We start from the raw sequence: 21820 nt of genomic DNA, 5'->3' as shown, positions 1-21820 counted from the left end.
CGTGACTACTACTGGTCTGATAGCAAAAAGGCAGGCCACAATGCTGTGCGGCCCGCCTTTAAACTCAGTAATTGTTCGGCTTCCAGCCAATATCCATGTCGTTCCAGTCTTCGTTCGCGGAGCCGACGCTGATATCGCCAAGGGTACGGAAGGCAAGACGGGCGTTGATCGACCAGTCATTGGCGGCCTGGCGGCTGGAGTTGATATTGCCTTCGTCGGAATAGCTGACCGTCAAGATCGTGCATTCATCCTGATAGGCGATGCCAATCCGGCGTTCGGCGGCAAACTTGCCGTTCAGATCGTAGTTGATCGAGCCGAACAGCGACCAGTTATCGTCCATGCGCAGTGAACCGGATGCCTGGATGATATCGCGGTCTTCGTTATAGCCGTATTTCGGCTGCGCCTTGACCTGCGTATAGCTGAGCCTGCCGTTGATGCGGCGATCCGAATAGCTGATGCCCGTTTCAGACCGGTTGATTTCGAAATTGTCCTTGTCGAGACGCAGGCTCGAGGACAGCGAAAGACCGATAGGTGCATCGAATGCAGCCATGGCGACATAATCCGAACGATCGGATTCGAGGCCGGAATCGGCGCCGACATTCAGAAGATCATAGGAGGCGAAGGAATTATCGCCAGCGAGATGGAAGGACTGGCCGGCAATGGCGCGAACACCGTAACCATTGTCGAAAGTACCGTTGTAACGGAAGCCGAGATTGGCTCGTGTGCCGCCTTCGATCCGGTCGAAGCCCGAAAATTTGTCGCGCTCAAACAGGTTTGTGGCGTCGAACACAAAGGCTTGTGAGTCCTCGTTCGGGAAACGACCGGAATATTGCTCGTTCGGCCGCACGAAAATCTGCGCGATGGGTTCGATCACGTGGCTACTGTTGAGAGCCGTGAACAGCCAGGGATAACGCACCTCAAGGCCACCGGTGACCATGCCGCGCAAGGCAGCATCGTCATGGATCATGCCTTCATAGGCATAGGATGTGCCGCCGGAGGTGAAGCTTGCCGCAGTCATGTCGGTCCACAACGCGTCGCCGCGCGCCGCAAGGATCGGCGTGATCTGAAGACCGCTATCCATCGTGATGGTGCGCTTCCATTCCGCTTCCGTGGTCCAGCGCGTGTAAGAGCCTTCCAGACCGTTGAAGCGCGGGAAGCCGCCCATCGCGTAGGAATCCTGCGTCGAACGGCTGATGCTCGTGAAGTTCGTGGTCAGCGAGAGCTCGCCGCCATAGATCGGATCCGGCAGGAAGTAACGATAGTCAACGACCGGATGAACGATCGCCTGCTTACGTTCCTTGAGCTCTGAATTATCCGTGTCCTGAACGTTGAAGTAATAACCGCGGGCGTCGAAGCTGTTACGTTCGCCAGTGCCTGTCAGATAAATCTGATTGGTCTGGACGTCGTTCTTGTAGCCTTTCAGGCTGTAGGTACGCGAAAAATTGTTATCCGACTGCACCATGGCGTCCCAGCCGAAGGCCCAGCGCGGGTTGATGCTGAAATCGCCCTTGCTGGCAACCATGCCGCGCTGATCGTTCAGCGCGTCACTCGTTCCGGCAATGAACGTATCCGAGGACTGCTGGCTGATGCCGGCGATCGTCAGCGTGTGCATGCCGGTTTCGAAACGCTGGCGCAACTCAGCCTGAAGAAGCAGGCCCTGTTTTGTGTAGTAGGTCGGTGTGACCGTGAGGTCGGACGTATCGGAAAGAACCTGGAAATAAGGGACACCGATACCGAAGCCGAGCTTGTTGGTCATGCTCATCTGCGGGAACAGGAAGCCCGATTTCCGCTTCACCGTATTGTCCGGCACCGTCAGGAACGGGATATAGGCGATCGAATGGCCGAAAAGCTGCAGACGTGCTTTTTCCAGCCGCACCGTATGGGTCTTGCCGTCCTGAATGACGCGCTCGGCCTTTACCTGCCACAGCGGCGCCTTTTCCGGGCGCTCGGCGCAGGGCAGACACGCGGTGTAGACACCGTTGTTGAGGACCATCAGGTCGCCTTCAAGGCGCTCGGCGCTTTCCCCGGCAATACGGGTATTGTCCGTGGTCTCGACGCGCAATGCGTTGACGAACCCCTGACCGAAGTCGTCGGTCACGTCCATCTCGTCGGCGTAGATCTTGTTGCCGCCCGGCTCGATCAGCTCGATGTTGCCATGGGCGACCACGCGACCGGTCTGCTGGTTATATTCCACTTGCTGGGCCACCATACGGTAGCCCGAATATTTCATGCGAACCACGCCCTTCGCGATGACGCGCTGGGAATCGCGGTTATAGGTCAGTTCATTTGCTGTGAGCAGGAGTTTCGAATCGTCTTGGCTTGCCGACGCAAGCAAACCATCCTGGCCGAAAGCGACCGGGCTGGATGCCAAATACGCGCACACAGCGGCACCTGTCAGAAGGGCCGTCCAAAGCCGCCTGATATTCCCGCGGTCAATTACCGCCACTTAGCCGTCCTCCTGATGAAGCAGAATGGTTGCCCCCAAAGCCAACGCCACGATGACTGGAACCCAGACCGCGACGGTGGGAGGGACAACACCACCACTCCCGAATGCCCTTACGAGCACGGTTACTACATAAAGCACGAAGCCGGAAACGATTCCACCCAGAATCACGGAGCGCGACTGGGCGAAGCGGCTGAACTTTAATGAAACGGTCGCGGCGATCAAGGTCATCGCAACCAGAAGCAGGGGCGTCGATAGCAGGAAATGATACTGCGTCTCAAGCGCCTTTGAAGATAGTCCAAAGGACTTTGCAACTTCGATCTTGTGAGAAAGGTCAAAGAAAGCAACGGTTTCCGTCTGCGTCATGCGCTCTTGGACGAATTCCCGTCTCAGATTGGTACTGATCTGCATGCTCTCTTGCCGAACTGGCACATGTCCGGCCCGCGTTTCAGAAACGCCGTTAAGAAGCCAGTAACCATCTTCCAATTTAGCCGACTTCGCATCCTTCCGCGAGACGATGTTTCCGTCCTTGTCGAGGTCGATGAGAACCACGTCGAGAAGCATCGTTCCGTTGTCTTCGAAGCTCTTGGCGCCGATGATCGTATCCTGGCCGCCGCTCGACTGGCGCATCCACGGAATGATCTGCTGCTGGCGTCCGCCGCCCGCTTCGTTGCGCAGACCGGCCTCCATGGCGAGCGACTTGTTCTGGCCCCACGCTGCGATGGGGTTCAGGACAGTGACCGACAGGATGCCGATGAGGACCGCGCCCAGCACGAAGGGGAGAATGAACTGCCAGGCGGAAATGCCGGCGGCGCGCGTCACGACCAGTTCGTAGCGCCGGTTGAGCGAGATCAGCGTCGTCATGCCGACGAACAGCGCAATGAATGGTATGGTCTGCTGCAGGATCAACGGCAGGCGAAGCGCTGTCAGGCCAAGCGCGGCCGGAACGGAATAGCCGGGCAGGCCGGACATGCGCCGCGCCGTTTCGCTGAAGTCGGCAAGGTAAATGATCGAGGATACGCCGATCACGAACCAGATGGCCGTGATGAGATATCGTTTCAGGAAGTACCGGGCGAGCGTGTTGAAGATCATGCGTTGCCGCTCCCCGAATTGCGCGCCAGCCGGCTGGAGAAGAGACGGCGCAACCGGCCCGCCGCATCGGTTACCATCCTCGGCATTTTCGGTTTACGGCCGGTGATCAGCACGAAGGCGGCCGCAGCACCGCTGAGGCCCGGAACGGCATAGACCAGAGGAATGAAGGCTGCGCTCTGCTTCACCTGGTTCGTGACGTAAAAACCGAGCCAGCGAAGCACGAAAGCCGTCACCAGCGCCGCGACCATCGGATGCATGCGCGCCTCGCGGTGCGAACGGGCGTCGGCGGCGATGACCAGCGATATCAGCGCAAAAGAAAAGGCGAACATCCAGTCCGACAGTCGCTTGTGCAATTCGCTGCGGAACGTCTCCGGCGAGCGCTTGTAGCTCGCATTGTTTTCATCGGGCGAGAGAAGGAAACCGAGGCTGGCGTCGCCCGGAGAGAGCGAAGGCTCCGAATCCTGCTTTTCCGACATGGTCGAAAGGTCGAAGGCATAGGACAGGAACTTGACGATCGAGACCTTGCCGTCAGGCGTCTTCTGCTGCACCTCGCCGTCGCGCATGGTGAGCGACGTACCGCTTTCGTCGATCATGCCTTCCTTGGCATAATAAATGAGATCGAAATTCGGATCGCGGCGGTCGGCAACGAACAGTCCCTTGAGAATACGACCCTGCCGTTGGGCAATCTGCACGTAAAGGCCGTCCTGGATGGTGCGGAACGTCTTTTCCTCGATCACGGAGGAGAGAAGGTCGGCATAGGCCGCAGCCACCATCTGCCGGGCCGAACTGCGGGCAGGCGGCTCGACGAAATTGGTGATGGTGAAGGAAAGTGCGCTCAGGACGGCAGCGAGAATGAGAACCGGGCGATACATGATCGAACGCGGAGATCCGGCCGCATCGATGATCGCGAGCTCGGAATCATTGTTCATCGTCGTGAAAATCTGGGTGATGCCGATGACGAGCGCGAAAGGCAGCACGACGGGAATGAGCGTCGGCAGGATCATCGTCGCGAGCGCCATGAAGGAACCCATCGACTGGCCCGTATCGGTCACGAGATTGATTCTCTGGAGAACCTGGATGGTCCAGATGATGGCCAGCACCGGCAACAGCGCGACCAGAAACATCTGCGTTGTCCGCCGCAGGATATAGTTCTCGAGAAGCTTCATACGGCCCTGTTCGACATTGTTTTTCCCTGCGATCGCTCGCCGAGTTTCCGCCTATCTAATCGCATCGTTTGCAATTGGCTATTCCGGCAGGCTCACAAATATGTTTTGCGCGACAATTTTTCCGCCGCCTGTGTCTTTTTGTGGAACAAGCTGTCGGTTTCATGACGGGAGTTCGCATTCACTAAAAATGCATTTCCTTTAACGGCTGTGGGGCTTTAAAGAATGCGGGGTTGCGCCCGGGGCCGAAAAGGCCATGATCATGCGCATCGTGCAAGTCGTAGAAGAAGAGCAGGAAAACATGTCCGCCAAATTCGATATATCTTTCGCCAATTCCGCCTCGCTGGAAAATGCCCTGGCCGTGATGCTGCAGGCCTCGGGTGACGCGAAGGCCGTCGCCGGTGCTTCCGAAGCCGATCCGGCTGGTGTGATCGAAAGGGCGGCGAAGATCGCGGGCTTTTCCGCAAAATCCATGACGACGCTTGATGTTATCGCGCCGCAGGGTTCCGCTGCCGACCGGCTGCTGGTCATCGGAATCGGAAAGCCGTCGAAGCTGGTCGCCCATGACTGGCTGCGTGCCGGCGGTACGGCGGCTGCCCATTTCAAGAAGGCGGACAAGGTCGTTGTCTATCTCGATGCGCCGGGCGTAGAGGTTGGCGCTCAGGCGGCGGCGGATTTCGCGCTTGGTCTTCTGCTGCGCGCCTACAGCTTCGATGCATACAAGACCAAGAAAAAGTCCGAGGACGAAAAGACGCCGAAGAAGGTGGAGATCATCATCGTCACGGTCGCCCATCAGGAAGCGGAAAAGGCTTTTGCCGTCTCCGAGGCGGTTGCGGGCGGCGTTATACTGGCGCGCGATCTCGTCAATCTCCCTCCGAACGTTCTCGGCCCGGTCGAATTCGCCGAAAAGGCGGAAGAGTTGCGCAAACTCGGCGTCGAGGTGGAGGTCCTTGGCGAAAAGGAACTGAAGAAGCTTGGCATGAATGCCCTTCTCGGCGTGGCGCAGGGTTCGGCCCGTCCGCCGCGGCTTGCGGTCATGCAATGGAACGGCGGCTCCAAAAAGGATGAACCCGTTGCCTTTGTCGGCAAGGGGGTCGTTTTCGATACTGGCGGCATTTCGCTGAAGCCCGGCCTCAACATGGAAGACATGAAGGGTGACATGGGTGGTGCTGCAGCCGTAACCGGCTTGATGCATGCGCTTGCGGCCCGCAAGGCCAAGGCAAACGTTATCGGTGTCATCGGCCTTGTCGAGAACATGCCTGATGGCAACGCCCAGCGCCCCGGCGACATCGTGACTTCCATGTCCGGCCAGACCATCGAGATCATCAATACCGACGCCGAAGGACGGCTGGTTCTGGCCGATGCGCTCTGGTACACCAAGGAGCGTTTCAATCCGAAATTCATGATCAATCTCGCAACACTGACGGGCGCGATCACCGTGGCGCTCGGCAATCTGCAGGCCGGATTGTTCTCCAACGACGATGAACTGGCAACGCGGCTTTCGCAGGCCGGCGAGGTGACGGCTGAAAAACTGTGGCGCATGCCGCTCCACAAGGATTACGACAAGATCATCGATTCCAAATTTGCCGACATGAAGAACAGCTCGGGCCGCCTGGCGGGCTCCGTCACCGCTGCGCAGTTCCTCAAGCGCTTCGTGGGTGAAACACCGTGGGCGCATCTCGATATCGCCGGGACAGCCATGGGCTCGCCGCTGACCGAGATCAACCAGTCCTGGGGATCGGGTTACGGCGTGCGTCTTCTGAACGAACTCGTTCGCGCCCATTACGAAGATTGAGACGAGCGGAGCGGCACGCCAGCGCATGACTGAAATTCTGTTCTATCACCTGACGGAATCGAAGCTGGAGGACGCGCTGCCGCCCTTGCTCGAGAAATCGCTGGAACGCGGCTGGAAGGTCGCGGTCCAGACAGTGGGCGAGGAGCGCCGGGACTTCCTCGACACGCATCTCTGGACGTTCCGCGACGACAGCTTCCTTCCGCACGCCACCGACACTTCGCCAGTACCGCAAAACCAGCCGATTCTCCTGACGGCATCGGACGGGAACGCCAACGCCGCGAGTGTTCGTTTTCTCGTCGATGGCGCCGAGCCCCCGGCAGTGGAGGCTTATGAACGCATCGTCTTCATGTTCGACGGATACGATGCCTACCAAACCGAAATGGCGCGAAACCACTGGAAAAGGCTGAAAACGGAGGGGCATTCGCTGACCTACTGGCAGCAATCGCCGGAAGGGCGCTGGCAGAAAAAGGCATGACCCGTCCCCCGTCTGACTACCTTTGCAACGGGAAAATGGCCGGTAAGAAATCGCATGTGGTGTCGCCCGTGACGGTTGTTTTATGAACGCATGCAACATGTACGCTTTTAGACGCGTTATCAGCAGACAGAGGGGATATGCGATGGGACAGATGATGCCACGACCGGATCTGGAGCTGGAACGACTGGTAGCAGTGCGGTCCGTTGTGGCTTTCAAGAATGCGGAAACCGCTGAATTGAAGGCGATCTCGCAACTGGCGCAGGGCGTATTCGGGGTGGCACGCGCGGCCGTGCATATTCTGGATGAGGACTGGCTCCACATTGCCGAGCAGGCAGGGCTGCAATTCCAGGAATGCCCCCGTGACATTGCGATCTGCGACCGTGTGGTCGTCACGCAGAATATTCTGACTGTTACGGATCTGAGCGCTCATCCTGAATTCGGCTCTTTGCCTTATGTAAAGGGCGCGCCCGACCTGCGGTCCTACGCTGGCGCCCCGATCGAACTCGAACCGGGTCTGGTGGTCGGGACTTTTTGTCTGCTCGACCCGCACGTTCGGGAGTACACCGCTGCGGAGGTCGATAATCTCCAGTATTTTGCGACACTCGCGGGCGCGCTTTTGAGATTGCAGAAGGCGAACTTCACCATGAGCCTTGCTGCCCGGGAACTGCGCGATGCGGCCATGACCGATCCGCTCACGGGCTTTTATAATCGCAAGGCTCTGGACGCGATCGTTGATCTGGAACTTGGCGCCGCGCTTTGCGAGAAAGACACTTTCGGTGTTCTCTATCTCGATCTCGACGGCTTCAAGACCATCAATGACACGCTTGGCCATGCGGCAGGAGACAGGGTGCTGGTCGAGGCATCCACCCGAATCCGCGATGCTGTAAGAGAAGATGACGTGGTGGTGCGCATGGGGGGCGACGAATTCGCAATATTCGTGCCGCGTCCGGATTCATCCACGCTCATCAACGGCCTTGCGGAAAAACTGCTCCACGCGTTTCGGCAACCGTTTCATGTGGAGGGTGAGAGCGTGCTTGCGCGCCTCAGCATCGGCGGCGCCATCGCGCCGCAGGCGGGCGCGGATCGCGCGACGCTGCTGCGGAGCGTCGATGAAGCCCTGTATCAGGCCAAAAAATCGGGGCGCGACCGGTTTGTCAGCCGCGCCCTCTGAAAGATTGCCTTGAAAAGCGTTTCGCTGCTCAGTCGTAGAAAGAATCCACGAATTTGTGGCGGCCGAGCAGGAAAGCATCGGCCACATGGGTCAGCGGCGCAAGATCGACGTCCGAGCGGCCTGACTTGATGATCTCGGCGAAGCGCTCGTAAAGGGCCGGATATTCCCGTTCCGGCTGGGATAGTTTTTCCTCACCATTGATCGAAAGCTTCGCCCCGCCTTCCGAAAGCACCATCCGCCCCGCGGCGGTCTCGGCCACGATGTCCCAGCTCTGCTTGCCGGTCTGACGCCAGTCGAATTCGGCATGGACGGGCATTTTTGTCACGTCCGAGAAATGCAGGTCGGCCGCGATCGGCGCGTCGCGGTTTTCCGGGAATTCAAGCGTCGCCCTGGTCAGGAACAGCGCGCGCGGCAGGATATGGGTGATGATGGAAAGCGCATTGATGCCGGGATCGAACACGCCGAGACCACCCGCCTGCCAGATCCATTCCTGGTTCGGATGCCAGTGGCGCACATCTTCTTTCCAGATCACATGAACGCTGTTGATCGTCGTGGAGGCTAGAAACGCCTTGGCAGCCTCGACGCCAGGTGCATAACGCGAATGCCAGCTTGCAAACAGTGACAGGCCTTTAGAATCCGCGAGGCGGACGAGATCCTGTACCTCCGAAAGCGTCGCGCCCGGCGGTTTTTCGAGGAAGACGTGCTTGCCGGCATTCAGTGCCGCATAGGCTGCCTCATAACGATATTGCGGCGGCATGCACAGAGAGACGGCGTTGATATCGGGTACGGCCTCGAGCATCGCCTCGATGGTGCCGTAGGATGCGACGCCATCCACCGTGCCATGGCGGCTTGCGGTGCAGATCAATTCAAAATCCGGATTGCCTGCAATGGCGGGAAGATGCTGGTCGCGAACGATTTTGCCGACGCCGACGATGGCAAGCTTGGTGGCTGACATGAAGTGGAACCCGTGTGTGAGTGCTGCCTAAGATAAAGTGTGATTTTTACAGGTTTTTAGCAGAAACGCCCGCAGGAGCAAGGTGATCGTTTCGGCGCGACGCGTCTTTTCCAGACGATGACTTCACGGAAACTTTCGATACACATTATCGATCGTGTAATGCTTGATCATGAAAATATTTCTTTGTAATTTTCAGTGATGTTTTCGATGGCCGGGCTGTCTTAATCCAATTTTTTAGGTATATTCTCATTTTGTTAGAGTTTTATGTATTTTTAACTTGAGTATATTTTAAAGAGCGGGTCGTGGTGGTTTTATTCAAGGCTGACCGTCTGTCTGGCTTCGTTCAGAAAGTCAACGAAAGCAGCCGGCAATTCAATACATACGGATTGATCTTCGGCGTCATCCTCTACAATCTCTACGTATTAGTGGACATCAGTCTGGTGCCGGAAATCATCTGGCTGGATCTGACAGTCCGCCTGATGATCATCACACCGCTTCTCTTTCTTTATTTCCCCGCCCGATATTATGCGATCAGGATACGGCCGGACGGCGTGGCGCATGAGGTCCTGCACGGGCTGGGTTGCATGTTGGTCGTCGCCTCGATCATGTTCATCTATGCCAATGCGCAAACCTCGTCGGCGAGCGAATATTACGTGGGTATCGTCACCGTCGTCCTTTATATGAATACGATACATCGCAAACCGTTTCCGCTTGCGGTCATGGGCACGGTTGGCTGCATGGCGGTTTTCATCGTCGGCATGGAATATGTCACGGTCACGAGCGAGGTGGCCAAGCTACCGGCCATCATGTGTTCCGCTGGCATCAGCGCCGTCTCGCTGTTTGCGGCCTACCGCATCGAGCAGGTGGAAAGAAAGGACTATCTGGCCTCTCTGCGTGAGAAGACCCTGCTGCAGCGGATTCAAAGTGCAAATCACGAGCTTCAGCAGCTTTCCAATACCGACCAGCTCACCGGAATTCGCAATCGCCGCAGCTTCGAGGAGGCGGCGAACGAGGCATCGGTCGGTAGCGGCCGGCCGCGGGCGCTCATCCTTCTCGATGTCGATTATTTCAAGAACTACAATGACGCAGAAGGCCACGTCGCCGGCGATGACTGCCTGCGCAGGATTGCCGGCAGGCTGCGTGGCGCCCTGCGCAGGGACGATGGCGACAGAAGTTTCATAGCCCGTTACGGTGGGGAAGAATTTGTCGTTCTGCTTGCCGATTGTACCGCTTCCGCTGCGCTTGCCATTGGCGAAAGACTGAGACTGGCCGTAATCGACGAGGCCATCCCCCATCTCAACCGTCCAGACAGACAGAAAATCGTCACCGTCAGCCTCGGCATTGCCGTTTCCGGCGACGGCAGGGAAATCATATACGAGATGGTGAACCGGGCCGATATGGCGCTTTACGAGGCAAAGCGCCAGGGCCGCGACCGGCTGGTGCTGGCCTCCGGGCATATGGGAATGCCGGCGGAGCTGTACGGGGTCGAGGCCATGATGTCCGGATAGGGCTGATGGCTTGGCGGCGCCATAAATTTTGCCCCGCGCAAGCGGGATTGTTGAAGACCGGCACCGGAATTCCGGGGCAAGAACATATAATAATCGGGGAATGCAGATGATGGAATTGATCGCCGCACAAGCGGCAGCGTCCGCTGCCGAACTTCCATTCCTGCTGCTTCAGGCGGCCGCGGTGGTTGGCATGGTGTCCGTGCTGATCCTTCTGCGGCGGAACATCGCCCTCGAGGATCCCCGCTATAAAATCTACTATGGCCTCGTCTTCGGAATGACAGGTTTTCTGCTGACGCTGCTTGTTTCCGAATTCATCAAGCTGCCCTCCAAGCCTTACATCCGCTCCGATCTGCTGTTTCTCGCGGGGGTGCTGGGCTCATGGCAGGGTGGGCTTATCAGCCTGTCCCTCGTCGCGGCCGGGCGTTTCGTGTTCGGCGGCCCCGTGCTGTTTTTTGCGGCTCTGCAGGACATGGTCGTCATTTCGGCCTGCGGCATCATCATGTATGGCTGGATGCGCGACCGACGCCTCGCCGATCTGGGAACTCGGGATATTCTCACCGTCTTCGCCGTCAGATTCATGGCCGCGCTGCTTGCCATCACAATATCGTTCGTGTTTGGTCTGATCGACCAGACGCTGTTCTTGAGCGCAATAGGCCGCCGAACGCTGGGAGCTGTCGCCGTTGGCCTGCCGATGATCCTCTGCCTGTTCATCCTGCTGCGCAGCGAGGCGCGCGCGCGCGACGAGGCAAAGAAACGCGAGTTGGCGGCGCGGACGGATTCATTGACCGGACTGCCCAACAGGCGCGCCCTCAAGGACCATATGGAAACGGTCATGCGGCAGGAGCCGGCCGTTTCGCACGCCCTCGTTCTGATAGAGATCGTCAATATTGCCGATGTCGCCGCCTGCGAGGGGGAGGACTGGAGCGATATTTTCTGGCCTAGGCTGGCGCGGGAAATCTGCGATGGGGAATACGGCCTGCTGTGCAGCGCCCATGCACCTTGCAGCTTCATGTTCGGCGATACGACACTTGCTATTGTCATGCGGGAGATTTCGCTGGAGAAGTCCGAAGGTACAAAACTCATGATGCATCTGCATGAGGGGTTGAGCACCTTTTGCCGCTCGGCGGAAGCGGGGCCGGTACCGCATCTCAAAATCGGCGCGGCAAGTCTGGACAGGCTTTCCCGGCAGAACGTGGCCTCGTTCTTCAGACATCTCAGCCTGGCGCTCAAGGGAAGCGATCATCCCGTGCAGATTTTCCCCTTTTCGTTTGCCGAGAAGGCGACACGGGACGAGACGGTGCGGCAGATGCTCGTCAACTGGATCAAATCCGGCAGGCCGCCCATTTGCTATCAGCCGAAATTCGAAATGCGCAATCGCCGCATGATCGGTGCTGAGGCGCTGCTGCGCGCGGTCGATGCGCGGGGGCAGGCGCTTTCGCCCTATTATGTGCTGGAGATCGCCGAACGTCATCGGTTGCTGGCGGAATTCGAATGGTCAACGATCGAAGCCGTGGTGCACGACCTTCGTGATCTGCATGATCTCGATGCGGATTTTCATCTCGCGGTGAATATTTCCGCTTCGTCCTTCGCAACCGTGCACTTTGCTGATCGGGTCGTGGCGCTGCTGCAGGAAATGGCGGTGCCGGCGCACCGCCTGGCGATCGAAGTGACGGAGATGAGCAGGATTCCGACCAACGACGTCGTGCAGCAGAATTTCGATGCGCTGTTCGCCGCCGGCGTGCGGCTGGCGCTCGATGATTTCGGGACCGGTTATGCCGCGCTCACTTTGCTGGCGCGGTTCCCGTTTGAAGAGGTCAAGATCGATCACTGGATGACGTCGAGGCTGGATCAATCGCGGTTCCGGGAGGCCATTGCGCTCGCCTTCGAGAGCGCGGAGCGTTATGGCGCTAAGCTGGTGACGGAAGGTATAGAAACCGAGGAGCAGAGCAGGCTTCTCATGCAGATGGGTATTCGCTTCGGGCAGGGTTATCTTTATTCCCCCGCCGTGCCGCTCGCGCGGCTGCAGTCCCGCAGGGCGTGTGCCTAGCGCCAAGGGCACCGCCCACATCTTCCCGCGCCAATGATGATCAGGGGTAAATTCGGCTGGGGCCGGATTGAATGTTCTCACTGTCTGTGCTGAGAAAAGTCACCTGTTGAACGAATGTCATGATCCGCTCTGTCGGTCATGCGGGCGAGCCGATGCTTGAAAAAAACGATGCATGGAACGACATGCCCGGAACACCGGCCGAGCGCCGACCGAACGAAGCGGCCAAGGGCGCTGCTGCGGGCGGCCGCTCACTTGATGCCACCGCCCATTCCCTTTCAGGCAGCCGGCGCATGGCGCACGCGCCATGGTCGCTGACGGGGCGGCCGTTTCTCAAGTTGTTTCTGGTCTGGGCACTGCTTATGGCAGCCGTCGTGTCCGCACTGGCGGCTTATCAATATGTCAGCCTGCTCGGCGAATTGGCACGGCAGAGCGATGCGTTGCAGGCTGAGGCATCCCGCCGGGCCGATCAGCATGATGCCCATGTGACGGCGCTTTCGGCGGTGGCGCAGGCGCAGCAGGGGGCGGATTATCGCCTCTTGCTCGATGTCGCGGCACCCATTCTGCAATTTTACCCGCGTATTGACGAGGTCCAGCTGGTTTCCCTCAACGAGGCGGGGCCTGTTGTCGGCACACGGCCGCTGGAGAGCGAGCTGGCAGCGACGATCCGCGAGGCGGCATCGGTCTTTACCGGCCGGCCGGCTCTGGTGGCGAGCGATCTCAGACCCGGCCATTACATGATCGTCAAGCGCAGCCCCAATAGCGGGTCGGCCTCGAAGGTGCTGGTGCTTGCCGTCGATGCCGGGCGGCTTCTCGCGTCCGACGCTGCGTTCTGGTCGGAAAAACAGGCGGTGATCCGTCTTAAAATGCCTGGCGGAACAGTCCTTCTCGGCCCACCCACGATGCCGGAAGCGCCGCAATATGTCCGGCAGCTCAGCAGCGCCAGCCAGCCTCTGACGCTGGAAGTCGCGCTCGCAATCACCTGGCGGGACCTATTGCCCGGCCGCGCCCTGCTGGCGGGCGTGGCTGGCGCAAGCGTCGTTTTCGTGCTCTGTATTGTCATGACAAGACAGAGGACGCGCATGCGCGCCGCCGAGAGACGCGCCGAACTGAGCGGCATGGAAGCGAGACTGACCCACGCCTCGCGGGTTAACGCTCTCGGAGAAATGGCGAGCGGCCTTGCCCACGAGCTTACCCAGCCCCTGACGGCGATATTGGCGCAGGCGCAGGCGGGGAGACGGCTGCTTGCCCGTCAGGATGTCACGGCTCTTTCCGGTGCTCTCGACGATATGATCGATCAGGCGCGGTGCGCCGCGAATATGCTCGACCGGTTCCGCAACTGGTCGCTGCCGCACCGCCAGCCGGTCGCTGCGCATGACCTGCGCGCCGCCCTGCGCAATGTCGATGCGCTGCTTGCCGGCGAAGCGGCCCGGCATGAGGCCAGCATTGATATCGCGATGCCGGAAGTGCCGCTTCCGGTGCGGGTCGATCCCGTCGAAATAGAACAGGTCATGTTCAATTTGCTGCGCAACGCGCTTGACGCACTCACTGCCATTGAAGGCAGACGTGCGATCACGGCAAGATTGAGCCGGAACGGTGATTTCGCCGTTCTCGATGTTGCCGATAACGGCCCCGGCGTAGCGCCCGAGCTGCGCGACCGGTTGTTCACACCTTTCACCACCACGAAAAACAACGGAATGGGGCTGGGGCTTGCCCTCAGCCAGAGGCTGGTGGAACGCGCCAGCGGTGAAATCCGATACGTCGCGAGTGAGAATGGTGCCCATTTCCGGGTTGTCCTCCCGCTTGCACCGGAGGCACGGGACCCATGACGCTGCCCGTCTATCTGGTTGATGACGATGACGCCGTGCGCAAGGCGCTCATCCTGCTTCTCTCCACCGTCGGCATAAAGGCGAAGGGCTTTGCTGATCCCGTGGCGTTTCTCAGCCAGCTTGCCGCCCTCGAGCCGGGCTGCCTGATCCTCGATATTCGCATGCCCGCCATAACCGGATTGAAATTGCAGGAGAAACTGACGGAAGAGGGGATAGACTGGCCGGTCATCATCATTTCCGGTCACGGCAACATCGAAGCCTGCCGCCGAGCCTTCCACAATGGGGCGGTGGATTTTCTCTCCAAGCCGGTCGACGAACAGGATCTCATTGACGCGATCCAGAAAGCGCACCGGATATTGGCCCGCACGCTTGACGCAAAAGCGCTGCAGGCGGAGAATTTGGCCCTCCTGTCACTGCTGACCGCGCGGGAGCGGGAGATACTTGAACGCATCGCGCTCGGTTTTACTTCGCGCCAGATCGCAGACGGACTTGGTCTGTCGCCACGCACGGTGGACAGCCATCGCGCCGCCATTGGCCTGAAGCTCGGCACAACCTCGCAGGCGGAAATGACAAGACTTTGGCTGGAAGCGGGTGCGGATCGGTAGAACTACCGAGCAGCCGGAAAGTCTTACGGATTCGCGGCTCAACGCCATCCGCTTAAACTGCAGTCCTCATCAAGCAAGAGGACCTTTTCATGATCCGCAACCTTCTCGTTGTTTCCACTCTGCTCGCTCCTTCGGTCGCCCTAGCGCAGACGCTGCCGACCGCACCTTACCTGCCACTCGAATTGGCGGAAAAGGCTGCCAGTGCAGCACTTCAGGCCTGCTCGGCCAAGGGCAACGCTGTCACCGTTGCCATCGTCGCCCGCGACGGCGCCGTAAAGACGGTCCTGAAAGCAGATGGTTCAGGTCCGCACACGGTCTCCAGCGCCACCGGCAAGGCATTCGCTGCCGCATCGCTCGGCCGTGATATTGGCGAGATTGCCGAATTCATCGCCTCCAAGCCCGCCAATGATGGCCTCCGCAACATGGATGAGCGCATGGTCATTCAGGCAGGCGGGCTGCCGATCAAGATCGGCGACGCGCTCGTCGGCGGTATTGGCGTTGGAGGCGCGCCGTCGGGTGCAATCGATGCCGAATGTGCGCGTGAAGGTCTGAACACGATCGGCGCGAAGTAAGTTTCGTCAATGCGATACGGCGGCTTCGCAAGAGGCCGCCGCTCCTGTGCCGTTGCGCATCAGCTGGCCATTGCTTCCTCGTATTCACTGGATAGCATCAGCCATTGCTCTTCCGCATCCGATAGCCTGGCAGCGGCTTCGCCACGCTCCTTGACTTTCTGAGCGGCTTTGGCAGGGGCTTTTTCATATAGTGCCGGGTCGGCCAGTTCGGTGTCGAGCGTCTGAATCAGTTTCTCAAGCTTTGCCGTCAGGGATTCGATTTCGTTGATCTTTTTCTTCAACGGCGCGAGTTGGGCACGCTTTTCCGCGCTTGCCTTGCGCTGATCGGCCTTGGAAGCCTGATCGGCAACGGCGTCGCTCTTGTCGTCCTTCTTTTTACCGGAGGAAACGACGAGATCGCGATATTCCTCCATGTCGCCCTCGAACGTCTTGACCGTCCCGTCGGCCACCAACCACAGCCGGTCAACGGTCGCCTCAATAAGATGGCGGTCGTGGGAAATGAGGATCACCGCGCCATTATAATCATTCAGCGCCTCGATCAGCGCCCGGCGGCTGTCGATATCGAGATGGTTGGTCGGTTCGTCGAGGATCAAGAGGTTGGGTGCGTGGAAGGCCGCAAGGCCCATCAGCAGGCGAGCCTTTTCGCCACCGGAAAGGTCTTTGGCAGCCGTCGCCATCTTTTCCGTCGCAAGCCCCATCTGCGCCACGCGTGACCGCACCTGCGCCTCCGGTGCCAGCGGCATCAGCTTGCGCACATGTTCGACCGGAGTTTCATCCGGCACCAGATCGTCGAGCTGATGCTGCGCGAAGAAGCCGATCTTGAGGCCGGGCGCGACGCGAAGATCACCCGCCTGCGGGGCGAGACGGCCGGAAATGAATTTCGCAAAAGTGGATTTGCCGTTGCCGTTGGAGCCGAGCAGCGCAATGCGATCGTCATTGTCGATGCGCAGGTTGAGGTGTTTCAGAATGGACTTGCCCGGTTCATAGCCGACGGCGCCGCCATTGATGGCAACGATCGGCGAGGCCGGCTGTTTTTCCGGCTCAGGAAACGTGATCGGCTGCACATGATCTTCGATCACGGCGGCGACGGTGCCCATGCGCTCCAGGGCCTTGATGCGGCTCTGCGCCTGACGGGCCTTGGTGGCCTTGGCGCGGAAACGGTCGATGAAGCTCTGCAGGTGTTTGCGCGCGGCGTCGTTTTTCGCCTTGGCTTTCATCTGCAATTCGTCGGCCTCGGCCTTCTGCCGCTCGAACTGATCGTAGCCGCCGCGATAAAAGGCCAGCTTCTTCTGGTCGAGATGCACGATGGAATTAACGGCGTTGTTCAGCAGATCGCGATCATGGCTGATGATGATAACAGTGTGCGGATATCGGCGGATATATTCTTCCAGCCACAGCGTGCCCTCAAGGTCGAGATAGTTGGTCGGCTCATCGAGCAGCAGTAGATCGGGCTCGGCAAACAGCACCGAGGCGAGCGCCACACGCATGCGCCAGCCGCCTGAAAAGGAGGAGGCGGGGCGGAGCTGCGCTTCATGATCGAAACCGAGACCGGCAAGAATGCTCGATGCACGCGCTTCCGCCGAATGGGCATCGATATCGACAAGCCGCATCTGGATCTCTGCGATACGATGCGGATCGGTTGCGGTTTCCGCCTCCGCCAAAAGCGCGCTGCGCTCCTTGTCAGCGGAAAGCACGATGGAGATGAGAGATTCCTCCGTGCCCGGCGCTTCCTGCGCCACCTGGCCGATGCGGGCCTGTTTCGGAATGGTCACCGAACCGCCCTCTGCCGCGAGATCGCCGGTGATGATGCGGAAAAGGGTGGATTTGCCGGCACCGTTGCGGCCGACGAGGCCCGCCTTCACACCGGCGGTAAGCGTCACGCTGGCGTGGTCAAGGAGCAGACGCCCGGCGATGCGGGCCGAAAGATCGGTAATCGTAATCATGGCGTCGTTTTGGCCGAACTGTGTGACCAAGGCAAGAGCAGGCACGCCACACCGCGGCAGTTATGAGGTCGGAAATGAAGAGGCGGCAAACGGGGACAAGGCGCGGGATGGCAGCTCGTTTTCCGGATATAAGCCCACCCTGAAGGCTTGCCGAAATGTCCTAGCAACCCAACTGCGCGAGATAGCTGTCGCGATTATGCTGCGCGAGGTCCCTGCAATAACCGACGACGCAGTTCCGGGTGCCGCACCGGGCGCAAAGCAGGGCCAATTCAGCCTGGCTGAAGAATTCCGCGGGCGTTGCGGTGCCGTCCACCGAGGCGACGCCGATTGAAACCGTCAGATGCTCGCCGCCGCCCTCACTCGTCACGAAGCGCAAGGCTTCGACGCTTTGCCGCAGACGTTCAGCGATCGCCTCAGCCGTGTTTTGCGCAACGCCTGCAAACAGGAAAGCAAATTCGTTGCCGCCGATGCGGGCGACAAAATCATCCTTCTTGATCGTCTTGCGAAAGAGCCCAGCAAGCCGCCGCAGGGCCTTGTCTCCGGCGGCGGGGCCGTATTTGGCGTTGATCTCGCGGAAATGGTCGATATTGAGGAGCATCAGCGATGTCGCGGAGGCGGCCCTGTCTCCGGCAAAAAGCTCTCCGAGTTTTTCGAGGAAAGCCGCCCGGTTGGGCAGCGCCGTCAGCACGTCGCGCAGGGAACCGGCCTGCAGTTCGGCGCGCCGCCTTTCGACGTCATGTATTTTCATCAGCCCCATGGAGATGAAATGCCTTAGGCTGGTCTGTTCCTCGTGGATGTCGTCCAGCAATCGGGCGACGCGATCGGTGGCCGGGGACCCAACAGTTTCGTCTTCGCCAAGGCGTCCGATGAAGGCTTCCGTGCGCCTCTGGCCAGCTTCCAGCCGTGCGGAAATCTGTTTCAGCGTTTCAAAGGCCTCGCTGGCCATCTGTTCCGCTTCGATGCGGGAGAAGCCGGGCAAATTGTGCCTCTGGCCAACCAGATCGATCTCGTGCTGTTGCGGCGCATTACCGAGCGCCAGGATGTCTCGGCCCATGGCCGGGTTATGGCCCGACAATATTTCATAGATCAATTCGTAATTGCGCGGCAATGGTGCAATATTCATCTTGGCGATGAACTGCGCGACCTTGGTAAGGACAAGACTACTTCTCGCCTGTTCGCGTTTTTTATCGCCAGCAGATGTCATCGCTGTCAGCTCCAGTATCGATGGTCTTATCAATCGAACGAAATAACCGTTTTCTGAATGGCAAAATCATAGGCGAGACGGCTTAAAATTGGCTAAACCTGCGAGCGAAATTCATCACCTCCAGGTTTTATTTCGGCCCTTGGCGAACGGAACCTTTCAAACGTCCTTTGATTGATAACATGACAAATGCTGATTTGATTTCCGGCTCCCGCCGATTTTATATCGCGTGGTCGTTATTGCAGAGAAGGTGCAGCCCATGACGAATTCCCGAACCCTCTATTCGCTCTGCGGAAGCGATGTCTCCAGGCCATTTTCCCCCCATTGCTGGAAAACCGTGTTTTCGTTGGCGCATAAGGGACTGGATTTCGAAGAGCGTCCGTTGCCCTTCACCGTCATCCCGACCGTGGAGGATGGTTTTTCGAAGACGGTGCCGATCCTGCGGGACGGCGACCGCCTGGTGAGCGACAGTTTCGAGATTGCCCTTTATCTGGACGAGGCCTACCCGGAGCGGCCATCGTTGTTCGATGGGGAGGGCGGCAAGGCCATGGCGCGCTTTGTCGAAAGCTGGTCCCAAACCCAGCTGCATCCGGCCATCGTCCGTATCGCCGTGCTGGATATCCACAATATGCTGGATGAGCCGGATCGTCGTTATTTCCGCGAAAGCCGGACAAGGGCGCTTGGCCGCCCGCTCGAGGATGTCGTCGCCAACCGCGAAGACGAGATCGCCGCCTTTCCTGCCTTGCTCGCTCCCATCCGCCGGATGCTGAGTTTTCAGCCCTTCATCGGCGGCACGTCGCCGCTTTTTTCGGATTACATCGTTTTCGGCGCGCTGCAATGGGCGAGGATCACCACCGGTGCTGATCTGTTTTCTGATAATGACCCTGTGCGCGACTGGTTCGAAGGGTGCCTCGATCTTTACGATGCAAGGGGCCGCAGTGTGACAGCGGCGTGAAATGTCTGCCGTCAGTGCCGCAATCTCATTGATCCCCCTTGTTTTCGGGCCTTTGGGCGGGTAAAGACCGCCCACTTTCTCTGAAGGAAAAGGAAACGGACACATGGCGATTGAACGCACATTTTCGATGATCAAGCCGGACGCAACCAAGCGTAACCTCACGGGCGCGATCACCAAGGTATTTGAAGACAACGGCCTGCGCGTCGTCGCCTCCAAGCGCGTCTGGATGAGCAAGCGCGAAGCCGAAGGCTTCTACGCCGTCCACAAGGAGCGCCCCTTCTTCGGCGAACTCGTTGAAGGCATGACTTCCGGCCCGACCATCGTTCAGGTTCTGGAAGGCGAAAACGCCATCCTCAAGAACCGCGAAATCATGGGCGCCACCAACCCGGCCCAGGCCGCTGAAGGCACCATCCGCAAGACCTTCGCGCTTTCCATCGGCGAAAACTCCGTTCACGGTTCCGACGCTCCGGAAACCGCCGCACAGGAAATCGCCTACTGGTTCGCCGAAACCGAAATCGTCGGCTGATTCAAAGTCTCAACGGCTTGAATCGCTCTATCAGGCGATTGCTCGAAGCTGCTGAAAAGACTCGAAGAAGCGGAGCCGAAAGGCTCCGTTTTTTTTGTTTTTTGTTGCGATAAGGGGACGCCGCACCCGCCTTCATCATCATTCCTGTGACAAGCACAGGGACGAGGAGAGGTTGCACTCGCTCCGTCTACGACGCCGGGCATCCCTGAGCCGGCCGCATATCAATCGTTCCGTCAGGTTTAAACACCTCCGGATTGGGCGTATAGAGCGGGCCGACGACCAGCGGCTTGGCGGGGAGAGCTGACTGGTCGGTATCGGAGCGGATGGTGGTCTCGATCGTCTGCAGAATATCGCCATCCGGCCCTTTGATGCGGACGGTGACCCTGTAGGGCCGATCCTGCTTCACACATTCGACCGGCGGGCTCTGAACGGTGATCCTTTCGTCCTTCGGAAAAATCTTCTCGCGGGTGGTGAGGTCGGGCCCTCCGCGAGGGTTTTCGAATGTTGCTTCAACGCTGCTGCCATCGCGAATGGGGGCAATACGCTGCAGCGTCACCAGATAGGTGGCAATGGCCACGCGATAGTTGAAGACGAACATGCGACCGGAAACCTTCGCCACCTCGCGCGGTTCTTCGCGCTGACAGCCGGAAAGGGTGAGTATCGCCACCATTGCCAGCAATGGCAGGCCGGTTCTCTTCATGACCGCGTCTCCTTCGTGCGGTGATAGTGCCGGCTGGCTTTCTGCCGGTTGCCGCACACCGCCATATCGCACCAGATCCGGCTTCTGTTTCTGCTGCGGTCGATGAACAGCCAGCCGCAATTGCCGCAGATCCTCAACCGCTGCCGTGGTTCGTCCGCAAGCAGCGACAGTGCGGAGTGGGCGGTGGCATTGGCGAGATGTTCTGCCTTCGGGAACATGCGCAGGGCGGCGCCGCAAGCGAAGAGAAACTGCGCCAGTTTCCCGTCGTCCTCGCCGCCATCGGCGATGGACGAGCGAAAATAATCGTCGATTGCCTCGCGCAAATCGAAAAGAACCGGCCGTCTCTCTTCGTCGGGCGCGACGAGGGGGGGAAATCTTTCTCGCTCCGCACCAAACCGTGTCGCCGCTTCGGCAAAGGTGGCGATCTGCCCGGCCACGGCGAAGCGGTCTACCGATCTAGCGGCGTCTGAACGCAGGATCACGCTATTGGCAACATCCAACGCCAATGCGCCGCCCGCGAAACGATGTTCTGTCCAGCGAAAGGTCATGCCGCACATTATAACTATCAAAACTGGTTTTAATAGTTATAATCACAGCGGGAGGACGCGCTTGGCCTATTTCCTGCAACAATTGCTGAATGCAGTGCCGGTCGCCGCGCTTTATGCGGTTCTGGCCTTTGGTTATGCCATCGCCTTTTCAGTCACCAGACGCGCCGATGTCACCTATGGCGCCATATTCGCCTTTGCTGGCCAGACCTGCCTGCTTTTTGCCGATTTCGGCTGGAACCGCCTGTGGCTTGTTCTGCCGGCGACATTGGCGCTGGGGGCAGGGGCGGGCCTGTTC

Annotated in this window: 18 protein-coding genes and 1 pseudogene; 11 read left to right on the top strand and 8 right to left on the bottom strand. The window is 59.1% G+C overall.

Features of this window, described 5'->3' with window-relative positions; genetic code table 11:
- Window positions 1-64: 64 nt before the first annotated feature.
- Genes DOU54_RS13800 through DOU54_RS13790 form a run of 3 tightly spaced genes read right to left on the bottom strand, consistent with a single transcriptional unit; the run spans window position 65 to window position 4701 of the window.
- Entirely contained in the window at window positions 65-2446 is a 2382-nt protein-coding gene (locus tag DOU54_RS13800) for an LPS-assembly protein LptD (RefSeq protein ID WP_022555938.1), read from the bottom strand.
- On the bottom strand, window positions 2447-3535 hold the full coding sequence (gene lptG, locus DOU54_RS13795; protein WP_004441073.1) for an LPS export ABC transporter permease LptG: 1089 nt from the start codon (window positions 3533-3535) through the stop codon (window positions 2447-2449).
- Window positions 3532-4701: an LptF/LptG family permease gene (locus tag DOU54_RS13790; protein ID WP_004441075.1), complete on the bottom strand. Its 1170-nt coding sequence runs from the start codon at window positions 4699-4701 to the stop codon at window positions 3532-3534. Before DOU54_RS13790 ends, lptG begins: the two co-directional genes overlap by 4 nt.
- A 298-nt stretch (window positions 4702-4999) precedes the next feature.
- Between DOU54_RS13790 and DOU54_RS13785 the strand changes: the two genes are divergently transcribed.
- The 3 genes from DOU54_RS13785 (at window position 5000) to DOU54_RS13775 (ending at window position 8139) form a co-directional block, all read left to right on the top strand.
- A complete protein-coding gene (locus tag DOU54_RS13785) occupies window positions 5000-6493 on the top strand; it encodes a leucyl aminopeptidase (protein WP_113382500.1) in 1494 nt (497 codons plus the stop codon).
- A gap of 25 nt (window positions 6494-6518) precedes the next feature.
- Window positions 6519-6968 carry a DNA polymerase III subunit chi gene (locus tag DOU54_RS13780; RefSeq protein WP_004441079.1) on the top strand — a complete coding sequence of 150 codons (450 nt, stop codon included), beginning with the start codon at window positions 6519-6521 and terminating at the stop codon, window positions 6966-6968.
- A gap of 142 nt (window positions 6969-7110) precedes the next feature.
- On the top strand, window positions 7111-8139 hold the full coding sequence (locus DOU54_RS13775; protein WP_035207673.1) for a GGDEF domain-containing protein: 1029 nt from the start codon (window positions 7111-7113) through the stop codon (window positions 8137-8139).
- A gap of 28 nt (window positions 8140-8167) precedes the next feature.
- Here DOU54_RS13775 and DOU54_RS13770 read toward each other — a convergent pair whose 3' ends face one another.
- Complete coding sequence (locus DOU54_RS13770; RefSeq protein ID WP_004441083.1) at window positions 8168-9094, bottom strand: Gfo/Idh/MocA family protein; 927 nt, start codon at window positions 9092-9094, stop codon at window positions 8168-8170.
- 302 nt (window positions 9095-9396) lie between these two features.
- Between DOU54_RS13770 and DOU54_RS13765 the strand changes: the two genes are divergently transcribed.
- From DOU54_RS13765 to DOU54_RS13745, 5 genes are all read left to right on the top strand, one after another.
- On the top strand, window positions 9397-10602 hold the full coding sequence (locus tag DOU54_RS13765; RefSeq protein WP_286079909.1) for a GGDEF domain-containing protein: 1206 nt from the start codon (window positions 9397-9399) through the stop codon (window positions 10600-10602).
- 106 nt (window positions 10603-10708) lie between these two features.
- On the top strand, window positions 10709-12649 hold the full coding sequence (locus tag DOU54_RS13760) for an EAL domain-containing protein (RefSeq protein WP_113382502.1): 1941 nt from the start codon (window positions 10709-10711) through the stop codon (window positions 12647-12649).
- A gap of 119 nt (window positions 12650-12768) precedes the next feature.
- Window positions 12769-14475, top strand: a complete 1707-nt coding sequence (locus DOU54_RS13755) for a sensor histidine kinase (RefSeq protein WP_113382491.1) — start codon at window positions 12769-12771, stop codon at window positions 14473-14475.
- Window positions 14472-15080, top strand: a complete 609-nt coding sequence (locus DOU54_RS13750) for a response regulator transcription factor (protein WP_004441091.1) — start codon at window positions 14472-14474, stop codon at window positions 15078-15080. The genes DOU54_RS13755 and DOU54_RS13750 overlap by 4 nt, the downstream gene beginning before the upstream one ends.
- An 89-nt stretch (window positions 15081-15169) precedes the next feature.
- A complete protein-coding gene (locus tag DOU54_RS13745; protein ID WP_004441094.1) occupies window positions 15170-15652 on the top strand; it encodes a GlcG/HbpS family heme-binding protein in 483 nt (160 codons plus the stop codon).
- Window positions 15653-15711: 59 nt separating this feature from the next.
- Here DOU54_RS13745 and DOU54_RS13740 read toward each other — a convergent pair whose 3' ends face one another.
- Together DOU54_RS13740 and DOU54_RS13735 are read right to left on the bottom strand one after the other, a co-directional pair.
- A complete protein-coding gene (locus DOU54_RS13740; protein ID WP_113382492.1) occupies window positions 15712-17595 on the bottom strand; it encodes an ABC-F family ATP-binding cassette domain-containing protein in 1884 nt (627 codons plus the stop codon).
- A gap of 160 nt (window positions 17596-17755) precedes the next feature.
- On the bottom strand, window positions 17756-18799 hold the full coding sequence (locus DOU54_RS13735) for a GGDEF domain-containing protein (RefSeq protein WP_162749745.1): 1044 nt from the start codon (window positions 18797-18799) through the stop codon (window positions 17756-17758).
- Between the two features lie 256 nt (window positions 18800-19055).
- Here DOU54_RS13735 and DOU54_RS13730 point away from each other — a divergent pair, with 256 nt between their 5' ends.
- The gene (locus tag DOU54_RS13730) at window positions 19056-19751 is read left to right on the top strand and encodes a glutathione S-transferase family protein (RefSeq protein WP_004441100.1); all 696 of its coding nucleotides are present in this window, start codon (window positions 19056-19058) and stop codon (window positions 19749-19751) included.
- A gap of 103 nt (window positions 19752-19854) precedes the next feature.
- Complete coding sequence (gene ndk, locus DOU54_RS13725; RefSeq protein WP_003496769.1) at window positions 19855-20277, top strand: nucleoside-diphosphate kinase; 423 nt, start codon at window positions 19855-19857, stop codon at window positions 20275-20277.
- Window positions 20278-20464: 187 nt separating this feature from the next.
- On the opposite strand, the gene DOU54_RS13720 is transcribed toward ndk, so the two are convergent.
- Both DOU54_RS13720 and DOU54_RS13715 read right to left on the bottom strand, forming a co-directional pair.
- Entirely contained in the window at window positions 20465-20977 is a 513-nt protein-coding gene (locus DOU54_RS13720) for a hypothetical protein (protein ID WP_004441104.1), read from the bottom strand.
- Window positions 20974-21534: a CGNR zinc finger domain-containing protein gene (locus DOU54_RS13715; protein ID WP_193603345.1), complete on the bottom strand. Its 561-nt coding sequence runs from the start codon at window positions 21532-21534 to the stop codon at window positions 20974-20976. The genes DOU54_RS13720 and DOU54_RS13715 overlap by 4 nt, the downstream gene beginning before the upstream one ends.
- Window positions 21535-21586: 52 nt before the next feature.
- Here DOU54_RS13715 and DOU54_RS13710 point away from each other — a divergent pair.
- A pseudogene (locus tag DOU54_RS13710) lies at window positions 21587-21820 on the top strand (branched-chain amino acid ABC transporter permease); the annotation flags it as partial.

Source organism: Agrobacterium sp. MS2, from assembly GCF_003261015.1.
Taxonomy (GTDB): domain Bacteria; phylum Pseudomonadota; class Alphaproteobacteria; order Rhizobiales; family Rhizobiaceae; genus Agrobacterium; species Agrobacterium pusense.
Note: the sequence above shows the minus strand (reverse complement) of the source record. Positions and strands in the feature narration are given on the sequence as shown.